The sequence below is a fragment of the Xanthomonas sp. 3058 genome, assembly GCF_014199765.1.
In the GTDB taxonomy this organism is placed as follows: domain Bacteria; phylum Pseudomonadota; class Gammaproteobacteria; order Xanthomonadales; family Xanthomonadaceae; genus Xanthomonas; species Xanthomonas campestris_B.
In genome coordinates this window covers 173,800-187,581 of record NZ_JACHOF010000002.1, presented here as the reverse complement: position 1 = coordinate 187,581, position 13,782 = coordinate 173,800, and the positions used below count along the sequence as shown (strand labels likewise).

Sequence of the window (13,782 nt, the reverse complement as noted above, 5' to 3'; positions counted from 1 at the left end):
CAAGTCGCAACGCCACAACAACAATCTGTACCGATCCCTGGAGGGACCAATGCGCCACCACTACCCCCATTCCGCCAGTCCGGCGCGCAAGCTGCTCAGCTGCGCCCTGGCCAGTTGCCTGCTGCTGGGCGCCGCACCGGCCTTCGCGCAGAGTGCTGCTGCGACCATCCGTGGCCAGGTCACCGTCGATTCGGCACCTGCCAGCCAGGCCCAGGTCACCGCGACCAACCTCGCCACCGGCCTGACCCGCACCGTGCAGGTCAGCAACGGCGGCTATTCGCTCGGCGGCCTGCCGCCGGGTTCGTATCGCCTGGACGTGACTGCCAACGGCCAGACCACCTCGCAGAACGTCACCGTGCAGGTCGGCCAGACCGCGACCCTGAACCTGGGCGTCGGCGGCGAACCGGCCACGGCCGCCGGTGGCAACGCCACCACGCTGGACGCAGTGCAGGTCAAGGCGCCGCCGGTGCTGGTGGAAACCCGCACCTCCGAAAACGCCACGTACATTTCCAACGTCCAGATCCAGAACCTGCCGCGTGCCACGCGCAACTTCCTGGAACTGGCCGACACCGTACCGAACGTGCAGTTCACCCGTGAAGCCAACGGCACCACCAAGGTGCGCACCGGCGCCACCTCGGCCGAAGGCACCAACGTCTACATCGACGGCGTGAGCCAGAAGAACTATGTGCTGACCGGCGGCGTCAGCGGCCAGGATTCCAGCCGCGGCAACCCGTTCCCGCAGTCGGCGATCGGCGAATACAAGGTCATCACCTCCAACTACAAGGCCGAGTTCGACCAGGTCAGCGGCGCAGCCATCGTGGCCTCGTCCAAGTCCGGCACCAACGATTTCCATGGCAGCTTCTTCTGGGACACCAGCAACGACGGATGGCGCGAGGAGAGCCCGCTGGAGAAGAAGGCCGGCGTGCGCGACGACTTCGAGGAAACCCAGTACGGCGCGACCTTCAGCGGCCCGATCCTCAAGGACAAGGCACATTTCTTCGTCGCCTATGAAGCCAAGGAATACACCACCCCGAACGTGGTGATTCCCGGCTCGATCTACTCGGATCGTGTCGACCAGTTGCCTGCGCAGCTGCAGCCGCTGGTGGCCACCTACAGCACCCCGTTCAAGGAAGACCTGTACTTCGCCAAGATCGACTGGACCATCGGCGACAACAACCTGTTCGAGCTGAGCGGCAAGTACCGCAAGGAAGACGAGCTCAACGACGTCGGCGGCACCTCGACCTACGAGCACGGCAGCATCAACGGCCAGGAAGAAAAGCGCGCCAACCTGCGCTGGCAGTACAGCGGTGAAAGCTTCCTCAACGAAGCCAACTTCAGCTACGAAAGTGCATTCTGGAACCAGGCGCCGATCAACAACGGCACCGGCTACGTGCTCAGTTATGCGCCGGTACGCGGCATCGAGGACGAAGTGCTCTCCGCCGGTGCCGGCGGCAGCTTCCAGCGCAAGGGCCAGAAGGGCTGGACCTTCCAGGACGATTTGACCTTGAACAGCCTGGAATGGCACGGCGCGCACACCGTCAAGATGGGCGTGAAGTTCAAGAGCATCGATCTGGATTCCACCCAGTTCAACCCCGCCAATCCGCAGTATTACTACAACATCCTCGGCGATCTCGGAACGCCGTACCGGGTGCGCTTCGGTGCGCCGCTGGTCGAAGGCGGCGGGTCGGTGGTGTCCAAGAACAAGCAGTACGGCATCTATCTGCAGGACGACTGGGAGGTCAACGAGCACTGGACCCTGAACCTGGGCGTGCGCTACGACTACGAAGAAACCCCGGCGTTCCTGGACTTCGTCACGCCGTCCGACGTGGCCGGTGCGTTGCAGAACTGGCCGAACCTGCAGAACGCCAACTACGACATCAACAACTTCATCAGCACCGGTAACAACCGCAAGGCGTTCAAGAACGCCTGGCAGCCGCGCCTGGGTGCCTCCTACGACCTGTTCGGCGACCAGGCCCACGTGATCTATGGTGGCGCCGGCCGTGCGTACGACCGCAACATCTTCGATTACCTGGCACTCGAACAGCTCAACAACTCGTTCAAGTCCTACAGTTACTACTTCAGCAACCCCAATACCCAGAACGGCCAGGCCTGCCTGGGCGACCCGTGCGTGGCATGGAATCCGGCCTACAACACCCAGGAAGGTCTCGACGCGCTGGCGGCGAGCAGCAGTGGCGGCGGCGGTCGTGAGGTCTACCTGATCGACAACAACATCAAGACCCCGTACTCGGACCAGTTCAGCATCGGCATGCGCAACATGGTGCCGCTGTGGGGCCAGGACTGGTTCACCGACGTGACCCTGAGCCGCATCGCAAGCCACGATGGCTTCGCGTTCGTGCGCGGCAACCGTCTGCCGGACGGCTCGTTCTTCCAGCCGGGCACCACCTCCGGCTCGCCGACCGACGGCCCGGACGGCTATAGCGCGATCGTGCTCGGCACCAATGGTGTGGAAACACGCAATAACCAGCTCGCGTTGCAGGTGGAAAAGCCGTTCGACGAGGAATCCGGCTGGGGCCTGACCGTGGCCTACACCTATTCCGATGCCAAGGAAAACCGCCAGTTCGGCGAGCATTACGCGCTGGATCGCGAACGCGTCCAGGACTACGGCTGGCGTGAGGCCGGCGGCATTCCGAAGAACCGCCTGGTGGTCACCGGCATCTACGAGCTGCCCTACGAGGTCAAGCTGTCCGGCAAGCTGTCGCTGGCCAGCCAGACCGCGCGCTACGGCCAGAACTGCGTGGCCGGCAACGACCAGTGCTACATCGTCCAGTTCAAGCCGGACGGCACGCTGGGCTACAAGGAATTCAGCATCGCGGCCAACAAAGAATGGGATACCGGTGGCGGTGTCAAATTCAATGTGCGTGCGGATATCCTCAACGTCTTCAATTGGGTGAACTACGCCAACTTTAACGGCGAGACTGGGACACTCGGAGACTTGAATACGGCGTACGGCACGCCGACCGGCGTGTTGGCGTCGCCGATGCGTACCTTCCGTCTGGCCTTCGGCTTGAACTGGTAAGCAACCGACCGCCCTGGCAGCTGCCAGGGCGGTCGTACTTGGCGCGCAGATGGAGTAGGTTTGCGTGCGGGATGTAATCGATTACACAAGTGGGGGGGCGGATGAATAGGGGTCTGACATCGCGTTGGCTGGTAATTTCACTCATGGCAGGCGTCCTGGCGCTGTCATCCTGTAAACAGGCCGAGGAGCCCAAGGTGGCTGAAAAGAAGGCCCCGGTGAAAGTGATCTTGATCGAAGCACAACTACCGCCCAAGCCGGTCAAACCGCCATTACCGCCGCTGTTTTCGGATATCGAACGGCGCACTTTCCAGTTTTTCTGGGACACCACCAACGAACTCAATGGACTGGCGCCGGATCGATTTCCGTCGCGCCCGTTCGCCAGCATCGCGTCGGTCGGGTTTGCGCTGACTGCGTACCCGATCGGGATAGAGAATGGCTGGGTCAGTCGCAATCAGGCGATCGACCGCACCTTGACCACACTGAAATTCTTCCGCGATGCGCCAATGGGGCCGCAGCGGACCGGTAGGGCCGGCTACAAGGGCTTCTACTATCACTTTCTGGACATGCAGCAGGGCAACCGGTACGACAGCTGGGTCGAGCTGTCGAGCGTGGATACCGCGCTGCTGATGATGGGCGTGTTGTTCACCCAGTCGTATTACGACGGCGACGACCCGCGCGAAAAAGAGATCCGCCAGATTGCCGATATGCTGTACAAGCGCGTGGACTGGCGCTGGTTGCAACAGCGTGCGCCGCTGATCTCGATGGGCTGGTTCCCGGAGAGCGGCTTCATCGACCACGACTGGATGGGCTACAACGAGGCGATGATGCTGTACATCCTTGCGCTCGGTTCGCCCACCCACGGCGTCGATGCGGATGCATGGACAAGCTGGACCCGTACTTACAACAACGACTGGGGCGTCTACCAGGGCCAGGAATACCTGTCCTTCGGCCCGATGTTCGGTCATCAATACAGCCATGTCTGGATCGACTTCCGCGATATCCAGGACCAGTACATGCGCGAACGCGGCATCGACTATTTCCTCAACAGCCGCCGCGCCACGCTGGCCCAGCGCGACTACGCCATCGACAACCCGATGAAGTGGAAGGACTACGGCGAGAACGTCTGGGGCCTGACCGCCGGCGACGGCCCGCAGAACACCAGCCAGGAATACCGCGGCGAGCAGCGCCAGTTCCGGCACTACTCCTCGCGTGGCGCCGGCCTGCGCGAAAATTTCGACGACGGCACCATCGCCCCGACCGCGGCGATCTCCTCGATCGTGTTCGCACCGGAAGTGGTGATCCCCGCCACCGAGGAAATGCACAAGCGCTACGGCGACTTCCTGTATTCGAGCTACGGGTTTCTGGATTCGTTCAACCCCAGCTTCAACTACGACATCCCGCTCAAGACCGGGCGCATGGTGCCCGATCGCGGCTGGGTGGCCAGCGACTATATCGCCATCGATCAAGGCCCGATCCTGGCGATGATCTCCAACTATCAGAACGAATTCGTCTGGAACGTGATGAAGAAGAACCCCTACATCCGTGCCGGTCTCGAACGCGCCGGCTTCACCGGCGGCTGGCTCACCCCCGAAGGCGAGCCGCAGCCGTTGCCGAAGAAGGACGAGCAGGCCGCCGCCGCGCGCTCGCTGGGCATGGCCGAATCGCGTGCCGCTGCTGCCCAGGCTCAGCAAGATCCGTCGCAGCGGCAAAACTCCACGCAACGCCCCAAACCCGAGTAATCCGTGCGCCTTTTGAAACTGTTGATAGTGGCCGCCGCCCTGTGCATGGGTGCGGCGGGATGCGAACGCGCCGACCCCGGCAAGACCACCGTGCGCTTTTGGGCGATGGGCAAGGAAGCCGAAGTGGTCGCCGAGTTGGTGACCGAGTTCGAGAAGCAGAACCCCGATATCCGGGTCGATGTGCAGAACATCCCGATGACCGCGGCGCACGAGAAACTGTTGACCGCCTTCGCCGCCGACGGCCTGCCGGACGTGTGCCAGCTCGGCAACACCTGGCTGCCGGAATTCGCCTTGCTCGACACGCTGGAGCCGATGCAGCCGTACGTGGCGCGCTCCAAGATCGTCGATCCGCAGGATTATTTCCCCGGCGTGTGGGACACCAATGTGGTCGACGGCACGTTGTACGGGGTGCCGTGGTACGTGGACACGCGGCTGCTGTTCTATCGCAAGGATCTGTTGCGCGAAGCCGGCTATAACGAGATGCCCAAGACCTGGGCCGAGATGGATCAGGTGATGGCGGCGATCAAGCGCAAGGTCGGCCCGGACCGCTTCGCCATCTTGATGCCGCTCAACGAGTTCGAGCAGCAGCTGTCGTTCGCGCTGCAACAGGACGACCGCCTGCTGCGCGACCACGACAATTACGGCAACTTCCGTGGCGAAGGCTTCCGCAAGGCGCTGGGCTTCTACGACAACATGTTTCAACAAGGCTGGGCGCCGAAGGTCTCCGAGACCCAGGTGTCCAACGTCTGGTACGAATTCTTCAACGGCTCTTACGCGTTCTATCTGTCCGGCCCGTGGAACGTACGCGAGTTCAAGCTGCGCCAGCCGCCGGGCATGGAGGGCAAGTGGGGCACCGCAGCGTTACCCGGGCCCAACGGCCTGGGTGCCGGCATCGCCGGCGGTTCCAGCCTGGTGATCTTCAAGGCGTCGCAGCACAAGGATGCCAGCTGGAAGTTGATCGAGTACCTGTCGCAGCCGCAGGTGCAGGCGCGCTTCCACGCCATCATCGGCGACCTGCCGCCGCGTCGCAGTACCTGGAAATTGCCGTCGCTGGCCAACGACGAACTGGCGCATGCCTTCGGCGACCAGTTGGAGCGGGTCAAGGCCACGCCCAAGGTGCTGGAGTGGGAGCGCATCGTGCAGGAAATGCGCCTGGTGACCGAGCGCGTGGTGCGTGGCGGGCAATCGCACGAGGCCGCCGTGCAGGAACTGGATAAACGCGTGGACGATATTCTGGCCAAGCGCCGCTGGATCTTCGAGCAGGAGGGGGGGCATGTCGTTCCGGCAGCCGAAGCGGTGACGCCGACCGCAGCGCCAGTTGATGGCAAGGGAGCGGCACGATGATGAAGCGCAATTCCGTCGCCGGCTGGGTGTTCGCCGCGCCGTCGATCATGGTGCTGGGCATGTTCTTCGGCGTGCCGGTGTTCGCCGCGCTGGTGCTCAGCGTCACCGACTTCGACCTGTACGCGCTGGCCGACAGCAGCCATCTGCGTTTCGTCGGCCTGGGCAATTACATCGAGTTGCTGCAGACGCCGCTGTTCTGGAAGTCGTTGTGGAACACCACGTATTTCGTGCTGCTGGGCGTGCCGATGTCGATCGGTGTGTCGCTGGGCGCCGCACTGCTGCTCAACGCCAAGGCCTCGCGCTTCAAGGCGTTGTTCCGCACCGCCTTGTTCGCCCCGGTGGTGACCACGCTGGTGGCGGTGGCGGTGATCTGGCGCTATCTGTTCCATATCAAATACGGCTTGGTGAACTTCGGCCTGAGCCATCTGGGCATCGCCCCGATCGACTGGCTGGGCGATCCGCGCTGGGCGATGCCGACCATCATGCTGTTCGCGGTGTGGAAGAACTTCGGCTACAACATGGTGATCTTCCTGGCCGGTCTGCAGGCGATTCCGCAAGATCTCTACGAGGCCGCGCGCATCGACGGCGCCTCGCGCTGGAAGCAGTTCCTGCACATCACCTTGCCGATGCTCGGCCCGGTACTGATGGTGGTCGGTGTCATCACCATCTCCGGCTATTTCCAGCTGTTTGCCGAACCGTACGTGATGACCCGCGGCGACCCGCTGCAAAGCACCGTGAGCGTGCTGTATTTCATGTTCGAGGAAGGCTTCAAGTGGTGGAACCTCGGCCGCGCGTCGGCGGTGGCGTTCCTGCTGTTCCTGATCATCCTGGCGGTGACCACCGTGATGCTGCGCTTCGGCCGCAAGAGAGATTTGATATGAGTCGTGATGTCGGCCAATCGCGCTGGAATGACGTGCTGATCAACGGCGGCTTGCTGGTGCTGGCCTTGGTCAGCCTGGCACCGTTGCTGTGGATGCTGTCGGTGTCGTTCATGCCCACCGGCGAGGCCAGTCGTTTTCCGCCGCCGATGCTGCCCTCGGCGTTCACCCTGGCCAACTACCACGAGCTGTTCGCGCGCACCGGCATGGCGCGTAATTTCGCCAATAGCCTGATGGTGTCCGGGCTGATCACGCTCGGTTCGCTGCTGATCAACACCATGGCCGGCTATGCGTTCGCCAAGCTGCAGTTCGTCGGCCGCGAGCGCATCTTCAAGATCCTGATGGCCGCGCTGGTGATCCCGGCGCAGGTGGCGATGCTGCCATTGTTCCTGCTGATGAAGCAGCTGCATCTGGTCAACAACATCGGCGGGGTGGTGGTGCCGGCGCTGGCGACGGTGTTCGGCATCTTCCTGGTGCGCCAGTACGCGCGCAGCATTCCCGATGAGCTGATCGAAGCCGCGCGCATCGATGGCGCCAGCGAGATGCGGATCTTCTTCCAGATCGTGCTGCCGATGCTCAAGCCGGTGCTGGTCACCTTGACCATCTTCACCTTCATGGGTTCGTGGAACGACTTCATGTGGCCGCTGATCGTGCTGACCGACCAGGAGCAGTACACCTTGCCGGTGGCGCTGGCAGCGTTGTCACGCGAGCACATCATGGACGTGGAGTTGATGATGGCCGGCGCGGTGGTGACAGTGATTCCGGTGCTGCTATTGTTCGTGGCGCTGCAGCGCTACTACATCCAAGGTCTTCTGCTGGGGAGTGTGAAGGGGTGAGATTCCTGTTCCTGCGACTGTTTGCCATGGCCGCTGTCGTCACGTCTGCGGGCGCGGCACAGGCGCAGGAGCGTGTGCTCGACGGCTTCAACGACATCGGCGCCTGGCGGTTGGTGGTGTCCAACCAGGTCAGCGGTTCGCTGCGCCCGGTGGCCACCTCGTCTGGTGGGAATGCGCTGTGCCTGGACTACAACTTCAATGGTGTGTCCGGGTATGTCGGCATCCGCCGCAATCTGCCGATCCAGTATCCGGACAATTACCGTCTCGGCGTCGCGGTGCGCGGCGACTCGCCATCCAACGATCTGCAGGTCAAGCTGATCGATGCCAGTGGCGACAATGTGTGGTGGGTCAACCGGCCGGGCTTCAATTTTCCGAAGAACTGGACCACCTTCAGCTATCGCAAACGCAACATCGAAAAGGCCTGGGGCCCGGGCCAGGACAAGCAACTGCATAGCAGTGCGGATGTGGAATTCACCATCTACAACAAGGTGGGCGGCAAGGGCTCGGTCTGCTTCGACCGCCTGACGCTGACCCCGCTGCCGCCGGAAGACACCTCGCCGTTGAAGGCCGAAGCCATCACCGACACCGCGCCGGCGCTGGAACAACGGCTGGCCGACGGCAAGCCGGACACCTTCTGGCTCAGCGGCGCGGTCAAGCAACAGACGGTGACGCTGGATCTGGGCAAGGTGCGCGAATTCGGTGGTGCGGTGGTGCAGTGGGTGCCGGGTTTGCAGGCCTCGCAGTACCTCGTGCGGGCATCGAGCGACGGACGTGGCTGGCGCGATCTGCGCACCGTCACCGCCGGTGCCGGCGGCACCGATTGGCTGGCACTGCCGGACACCGAGGCGCGCTATCTGCGTTTCGATCTCAAGGACGGCCCCAACTGGCGCTATGGCATCAAGGAAGTGCAACTGCAGCCACTGGCGTTTGCGGCCACCCCCAATGACTTCATCAAATCGCTGGCCGCGCAGATGCCGCGCGGTAGCTACCCGCGCGGCTTTTCCGGCGAGCAACCCTACTGGACCATCCTGGGTCTGGATGGCGGCACCGAACAGGGCCTGATCGGCGAAGACGGCGCAGTGGAAGTGGGCAAGGGCGGTTTCAGCATCGAGCCGTTCGTGGTCACCGGCGGCAAGGTGCTGCATTGGTCCGACGTCAGCAGCGAGCAGAGCCTGCAGGACGATTATCTGCCGATTCCCAGCGTCGATTGGCACCACGACCTGATGAATCTGCGTGTCACCGCATTCGTGCAGGGCACGCCCGACCAGGCGCAACTGGTGGCGCGTTATCAGCTGCACAACACCGGCAAGGAGGCGCGTGAGTTCACATTGGCACTGGCGGTGCGCCCGTTCCAGGTCAACCCGCCGGCGCAGTTCCTCAACACGCTGGGCGGTGTCAGCCGGATCGAGCAACTCGCGGTGGACGGCGCGCAGGTCAGCGTCAACGGCAAGCCGCGCGTATTTGCCGTGCAACGGCCGGATGCCGGCTTTGCCAGTGCCTTCGACAGCGGCATGGATGTGAGTCATCTCACCGCCGCAACGCCGCCGACGATCACCCAGGTGAAGAAGGACGAGACTGGCCTTGCATCGGGTGTGCTGCTGTATCGCTGGAAGCTCGAACCCGGCCAACGCCGCGAAGTGGCGCTGGTGATTCCGCAGACCGGCACGGCGCAGCTGCCGGCCGGTTTCGATGCCGACCAGGCGCAGCAGCAGATGGCCCAACAGTGGCGCAGCAAGCTCGATCGCGTGCGCATCAGCGTGCCGGCCGAGGGCAAGCCGGTGGTGGACACCTTGCGCACTGCGCTGGCGCATATGTTGATCTCGCGCATCGGCCCGCGCCTGCAGCCGGGCACGCGCTCGTATTCGCGCAGCTGGATCCGCGACGGCGCGATGATTTCCGAAGGTCTGTTGCGGCTCGGCCGCGAAGACGTGGTGCGCGAGTACGTCGACTGGTTCGCGCCGTATCAATTCGACAACGGCATGGTGCCGTGCTGTGTGGACGATCGCGGCAGCGACCCGGTGCCGGAGAACGACAGCCATGGCGAGCTGATCTTCAATATCGCCGAGTACTACCGCTACACCGGTGACAAGGCGTTCCTGGAAAAGATGTGGCCGCACGTGACCGGCGCCTATGACTACATGGAAACGCTGCGCGCCAGCGAGCGCACCGAAGACAACTTCATGCGCAACCCGGCCTTCTACGGAATGATGCCGGTGTCGATCAGCCACGAAGGCTATTCGGCCAAGCCGGTGCATTCGTACTGGGACAACTTCTGGGCGCTGCGGGGCTACAAGGATGCGGTGATGCTGGCCGGCGCGCTCGACAAGCCGGACGAGGTCGCCCGCTTCAGTGCTGCCCGCGATGAATTCAGTGGTGACCTGAGTGCGTCGCTGGGTGCGGCGGTGCGCCAGCACAATCTCGATTTCCTGCCTGGCTCGGCCGAGCTCGGCGACTTCGATGCGACCTCCACCACCATCGCACTGGCACCGGGTGGCGAGCAGCAACGCTTGCCGCAGGATCTGCTGGCCAATACCTTCGAGCGCTATTGGAAAGAGTTCTCCGACCGCCGCGACGGCAAGCGCGACTGGAAGGACTACACGCCGTACGAATGGCGCAACGTGGCCGCGTTCGTACGCCTGGGCTGGCGCGACCGCGCCTGGGATGCCACTGCGTTCTTCTTCAAGGACCGTGCGCCGCAACCCTGGAACCAATGGGCCGAAGTGGTCTCGCGCACGCCGCGCACGCCGTTCTTCGTCGGCGATCTGCCGCATGCCTGGGTCGCCTCGGATTTCGTGCGCTCGGTACTGGACATGTTCGCCTATGGGCGCGAATCCGACGCCAGCCTGGTCATCGCTGCCGGCACGCCGACGCGCTGGTTCGAAGGCAAGGGCATCGGCATCGCCGAACTGCGCACCCCGTACGGGCGCCTCAACTACACCTTGCAGCGCACCGACAAGCAATTGCTGTTGCAGTTGCAGCCCGGCCTGATCCTGCCGCCGGGCGGGGTGGTGTTTCGCTGGCCTTATCAGGGCACGCCTGGCAAGGCCAGCATCAACGGCGAATCGGTCCAATGGCAGGACGGCGAGCTGCGCATCCAGCAGATCCCGGCCAACGTGCAGATCGATGTGCCCAGCGCCGTACGGCGAGCCGAACGCGCCACCCAATGAGCGGCCAGCGCGCCACCGTCCACGCGACGTGTTGCGCGCTGGCCTATGTGGTGGTGCTTGCGCTGTCCTGCAGGGCAGTGGCGCAGCCAGCGCAGACACCCGCATCGCCTGTGCCTGGGCATGAGATGACCCTGGTCACGCTCAACCTGCATCACGACCGCGAAGACTGGCCAACACGTCGCATCCATATCGCCAAGGAGCTCAAGCAGCTGTCGCCGGATGTGATCGCGCTACAGGAGGTGATCGAACGCCGCGACAGCCTGGAAAATCAGGCCGCCTGGCTGGCGCGCACGCTCGGCTATGACTACACCTTTGCTTCGGTCGATCCTGCGGGTGCGCCCAAGCGTTACGGCAATGCGCTGCTGAGCCGGCGCAAGGTGCTGGCCAAGCACCAGCGCTTGCTGCAGCCGTTGGACGATTACCGCGTCGCTGCGCATCTACAGGTCGAGCTCGACGGCCAGCCGATCAACGTTTACGTCACTCATCTCAACGAACGTGCCGACGCACGCGGCACTGCCACACGCACGCGTCAGGTCGCGGACCTGTTGGATTTCATTTCCTCCAACAGCCATCAGGCGCCGGTCGTGATTGCCGGCGACTTCAATACCGCCGCCGATGCACTCGATCTGGAAGCGCTACGCAAGGGCTATGGCGATAGCTACGGAAGCGTGCACCGCAACAGCGACGCCACTGTCAGCACCTTGAATCTGCATGTGTTCGACAAGCCCGCGCGCATCGATCACGTGTTCTTCCAGCAGAGCCGTTTGCTTGCTCGCGAGGCGCGCATCCTGTTCGACACGCCTTACGCCGAAGGCCGCTGGGCATCGGACCACTACGGTGTCTGGGTACGCCTGCAATTGGCACCGGACCTACCGTCTGCCCCATAGCCGCGCGCAGGCTTGACCGCCTCAGTCCGTCGATTGAAGCGTGAGAGCCTGTTTTCAAGCGCAATGAGGCTGCCCAAGCAAGCGCTACCGCTTCAACAGTCGTTCGCAACCTGCGTTACAACGCGCCCCGGCGTCGCCGCTCAGCCATGCAGACGATTGAAGATCTGCACACCGGCCAGCCACACACCAGCCATGCTGCCGAAGTTGGTCAGCAGGAAGGTCAGCACCACCCTTGAGACGCGATTGCGATACCAGCCGCGCAAGGTCTGCGCATCGTCGCGTAGCGTCAGGAAATCGCCGTAGGCCGGCTTGCGCATGTGCACTTCGACCAGTGCAGCGAACGCGCCGGTCGGCACGCTCAGACGGAACGGCTTGAACGGCGCCACCACTGCTGCAGTGAGAATGCTCAGCGGGTGGCTGCCGGCCAGCAGACACCCCAGTGCCGCCATTCCTCCGGTATACATCGCCCACTGCAGCAACAGGTCGGCGCCCATGCTCAGGCCGCCGCGCCAGAACCCGATCCCAATGCCGGCGATGATGATCGCCAGGATGCCAAGCGTGATCCACGGAACGCGCTTGCGCTGCTGCACGTATTCCAGCGACTCGCGCAACGGGCCGGGTGCGGCGGTGTCCTGTTCGAGGTGGCGCGCAAGACCGGCCAGATGTCCTGCACCGACCACTGCCAATATCTCGCGCTGCTCTGTCGTGGCTTCCTCGCGCAGGCGCGTGGCCATGTATTGATCGCGCTCGGCAATCACGGTCTCGTACAGCTCCGGGCTTTCGCTGGCGAAATCGCCGAAGCTCGCCTCCAGCATGTCGCCTTGCTTGAGCTTTTCGATTTCCTCTTCGCCCACCTCATCGGCGGCGAACAGGCCGCTCAGCAAGCCGCCCGCCAGCTTCATCTTGCCGAAGAATCCCAGCCGCCCGGAGGCGCGCTTGAAGGTCAGGCCGACCTCGCGATCGATCAGATGCACCGGCAAACCTTGCGCACGCGCCAGATTCACCGCCTCCTTCAACTCCGCGCCCGGCTCGATGCCGAGCTGCTTGGCCAGCCGGCGCTGATAGGCCGCCAGTGCCAGGTTCGCCGCGAACAACGCCACCCGCCCCTTGCGAATCACCTGCACCAGATCCAGGCGGGCGAGGGCGTCGGGGTCGCTGAGCGCCTGCAGCCGTTGCGCGTCCAGTTCCACCGCCACCGCGTCGTAGCGACCGCTGCCGATCGCCCGCTGCACGGCGGTCACACTCGCCAGCGAGACGTGCGCGGTGCCGAGCAAGGTGTAGCGCACGCCATCGCGTTCGACGATGCGGTGCGGCTGGCCGGACAATGCATCGTCCAGAAGGTGGGGAGTCTGCTCGGTCATGGGGTCATTCATCAGAAGGAGGGGCGGTGTCGCCGGAGCCGAGCGCGCGTTGCATCTGCACGCCGTCCAGCCAGCGACCATGCTTGCGGCCGATACCGGTGAACACTCCGACCGTGCGAAAACCAAAACGTTCATGCAGTCGCAGCGATGCCTGGTTACTGGCATCGCCGATCACCGCAATCATTTGTCGATCACCGCGCTGCTCGCAGCGTGCGATCAGCTCGCCCAGCAGCGCCTTGCCGATCCCGCGGCCCTGCATGTCGGCAGCGAGATAGATCGAATTCTCCACCGTCCAGCGGTAGCCGGCACGTGCGCGATAGGCACTGGCGTAGGCGTAGCCGACAACGGCGCCGTCATGTTCTGCCACCAGATACGGATAGCCGGCATCCACGATCGCGCGCATGCGCGCGTGCAGTTCCGCGCTCGATGGCGCGCTGTATTCGTAAGTGTTGAACCCGGCGATCTGCTCCGCATAAATCGCGGTGATCGCCGGGATGTCCGCATCGCGGACTGCACGCAGCTCGACGGGCATG

Annotated in this window: 9 protein-coding genes; 7 read left to right on the top strand and 2 right to left on the bottom strand. The window is 63.6% G+C overall.

Going from position 1 to position 13,782, the window contains the following annotated elements:
- The first annotated feature begins 49 nt into the window (after positions 1 to 49).
- From GGR61_RS04760 to GGR61_RS04730, 7 genes are all read left to right on the top strand, one after another.
- Positions 50 to 3,037: a TonB-dependent receptor gene (locus tag GGR61_RS04760; RefSeq protein ID WP_184620616.1), complete on the top strand. Its 2,988-nt coding sequence runs from the start codon at positions 50 to 52 to the stop codon at positions 3,035 to 3,037.
- Between the two features lie 101 nt (positions 3,038 to 3,138).
- On the top strand, positions 3,139 to 4,776 hold the full coding sequence (locus GGR61_RS04755; protein ID WP_184408128.1) for a glucoamylase family protein: 1,638 nt from the start codon (positions 3,139 to 3,141) through the stop codon (positions 4,774 to 4,776).
- 3 nt (positions 4,777 to 4,779) lie between these two features.
- Positions 4,780 to 6,120: a sugar ABC transporter substrate-binding protein gene (locus tag GGR61_RS04750; RefSeq protein WP_184620615.1), complete on the top strand. Its 1,341-nt coding sequence runs from the start codon at positions 4,780 to 4,782 to the stop codon at positions 6,118 to 6,120.
- Positions 6,117 to 7,001 carry a sugar ABC transporter permease gene (locus GGR61_RS04745; RefSeq protein WP_184408130.1) on the top strand — a complete coding sequence of 295 codons (885 nt, stop codon included), beginning with the start codon at positions 6,117 to 6,119 and terminating at the stop codon, positions 6,999 to 7,001. The genes GGR61_RS04750 and GGR61_RS04745 overlap by 4 nt, the downstream gene beginning before the upstream one ends.
- Positions 6,998 to 7,834 (top strand): carbohydrate ABC transporter permease, encoded by an 837-nt coding sequence (locus GGR61_RS04740; protein ID WP_184620614.1) that lies wholly within the window; start codon positions 6,998 to 7,000, stop codon positions 7,832 to 7,834. The genes GGR61_RS04745 and GGR61_RS04740 overlap by 4 nt, the downstream gene beginning before the upstream one ends.
- Positions 7,835 to 7,860: 26 nt before the next feature.
- Positions 7,861 to 11,001: a discoidin domain-containing protein gene (locus tag GGR61_RS04735; protein ID WP_184620613.1), complete on the top strand. Its 3,141-nt coding sequence runs from the start codon at positions 7,861 to 7,863 to the stop codon at positions 10,999 to 11,001.
- Positions 10,998 to 11,888: an endonuclease/exonuclease/phosphatase family protein gene (locus tag GGR61_RS04730; RefSeq protein WP_184620612.1), complete on the top strand. Its 891-nt coding sequence runs from the start codon at positions 10,998 to 11,000 to the stop codon at positions 11,886 to 11,888. The genes GGR61_RS04735 and GGR61_RS04730 overlap by 4 nt, the downstream gene beginning before the upstream one ends.
- Positions 11,889 to 12,028: 140 nt before the next feature.
- Here GGR61_RS04730 and GGR61_RS04725 read toward each other — a convergent pair whose 3' ends face one another.
- Together GGR61_RS04725 and GGR61_RS04720 are read right to left on the bottom strand one after the other, a co-directional pair.
- The gene (locus tag GGR61_RS04725) at positions 12,029 to 13,249 is read right to left on the bottom strand and encodes a TraB/GumN family protein (RefSeq protein ID WP_184620611.1); all 1,221 of its coding nucleotides are present in this window, start codon (positions 13,247 to 13,249) and stop codon (positions 12,029 to 12,031) included.
- Positions 13,250 to 13,253: 4 nt separating this feature from the next.
- Positions 13,254 to 13,781, bottom strand: a complete 528-nt coding sequence (locus GGR61_RS04720; protein ID WP_184408134.1) for a GNAT family N-acetyltransferase — start codon at positions 13,779 to 13,781, stop codon at positions 13,254 to 13,256.
- Between the last annotated feature and the right edge of the window lies 1 nt (position 13,782).

Coding starts and splice junctions, on each gene's coding strand:
- GGR61_RS04740 (WP_184620614.1), top strand. CDS start 6,998: ATGAGTCGTGATGTCGGCCAATCGCGCTGGAATGACGTGCTGATCAAC.
- GGR61_RS04730 (WP_184620612.1), top strand. CDS start 10,998: ATGAGCGGCCAGCGCGCCACCGTCCACGCGACGTGTTGCGCGCTGGCC.
- GGR61_RS04745 (WP_184408130.1), top strand. CDS start 6,117: ATGATGAAGCGCAATTCCGTCGCCGGCTGGGTGTTCGCCGCGCCGTCG.
- GGR61_RS04755 (WP_184408128.1), top strand. CDS start 3,139: ATGAATAGGGGTCTGACATCGCGTTGGCTGGTAATTTCACTCATGGCA.
- GGR61_RS04720 (WP_184408134.1), bottom strand. CDS start 13,781: ATGCCCGTCGAGCTGCGTGCAGTCCGCGATGCGGACATCCCGGCGATC.
- GGR61_RS04725 (WP_184620611.1), bottom strand. CDS start 13,249: ATGACCGAGCAGACTCCCCACCTTCTGGACGATGCATTGTCCGGCCAG.
- GGR61_RS04735 (WP_184620613.1), top strand. CDS start 7,861: ATGGCCGCTGTCGTCACGTCTGCGGGCGCGGCACAGGCGCAGGAGCGT.
- GGR61_RS04760 (WP_184620616.1), top strand. CDS start 50: ATGCGCCACCACTACCCCCATTCCGCCAGTCCGGCGCGCAAGCTGCTC.